Annotated in this window: 2 protein-coding genes and 1 pseudogene; all 3 read right to left on the bottom strand. The window is 37.6% G+C overall.

Annotation, left to right across the window (positions count from 1 at the left end; genetic code table 11):
- Positions 1-32 precede the first annotated feature (32 nt).
- A complete protein-coding gene (locus BTHG_RS23805) occupies positions 33-509 on the bottom strand; it encodes a hypothetical protein (RefSeq protein WP_010280157.1) in 477 nt (158 codons plus the stop codon).
- Positions 510-528: 19 nt separating this feature from the next.
- Complete coding sequence (locus BTHG_RS23800) at positions 529-723, bottom strand: YwbE family protein (protein WP_010280155.1); 195 nt, start codon at positions 721-723, stop codon at positions 529-531.
- A 99-nt stretch (positions 724-822) separates the two neighbouring features.
- A pseudogene (locus BTHG_RS23795) lies at positions 823-1,123 on the bottom strand (polysaccharide deacetylase family protein); the annotation flags it as partial.

The raw sequence follows: 1,123 nt of genomic DNA, 5'->3' as shown, positions 1-1,123 counted from the left end.
TGACCCCCCGACCCACTTCAATACATAATTAATTACTGGAGCCTAAATCCTTCTTCATACAGATAGTCTTCTGCTTCATCATAGGAGCCGAATGCTTCTTCTAAGTTTAAGCCTGAGTATACGTTCCACCAGTCATCCTCGAATACAAGTAACAGGGTTTGACCCCCATCATTCACCCATCGTTCTTCTTGACCATCACCAATTATGGCGTTTTCCTTTGCAAGTGGAGAATTCGCTGAGAGGGATTGAATCGACTCTTTCACGATTTTTCTTAATTCAGCTTCAGAAAAATCTCGAATGTTTACAAATCCCTTTTCATCCACCTCATAGTTTTGAAGGTTTCCCGCATATACAAAACCATTTCCATTTGGATGAAGATGCTGTACGACAATCTTTTTTTCAAAGACACTGTCATTATAATGAAAGTTTACTCTTCCTAAAGAGACATTTTTGCGTTGCAACTCAGAGAATGATTCAATGATCCTGAGTTTTTCTTCGAACGATAACATGTGTTTGTCCTCATTTCTATTATTGTATAATTTCCTTAACGCGACCAACTTGTCCATCCTCTAACCGAACCTTAATTCCATGAGGGTGAAAACTAGACTTTGTTAAAATATCTTTGACGATACCTTTTGTCAGTATACCAGTTCGTTGGTCTTTCTTTAACACGATTTGCACGTGAATCCCTGGTGATATGTCTGCACGATTTTGCCCATTCATTCCATAAACCCTTCCCTTAATGTATTTGTTTATTTAGTTTACCTCACATTCACAAATTTATCTTCAAAAAGAAAAACAGATAACTCGAAGGTTATCTGTTTAAAATAACTGTATCGGATGCATGGATGAATCTAATGCTTTAAATTCATAGCCTTGTTTTTTTAAATAGTCTAATAGCTTTGGCAAATGTTCAAGTGTTTCTGGTCGTTCGTGCAACAAAATGACAATCGGCTCATTGACACGATTAAGTTTATTCAATTGATCAATTACACTATCTACATACCGGTTATCTCGAAACTGCCAATCACGGCTATCAATATTCCAATCCCACATCTTATAGCCTGCCGTCTCGACAGCAGCTTTATAACCGTCTGTCATATATGGAGAACTGCCAAACGGA

Source organism: Bacillus timonensis, assembly GCF_000285535.1.
In the GTDB taxonomy this organism is placed as follows: Bacteria; Bacillota; Bacilli; order Bacillales; family Bacillaceae_L; genus Ferdinandcohnia; species Ferdinandcohnia timonensis.
This window is presented reverse-complemented; position numbering and strand designations above follow the sequence as displayed.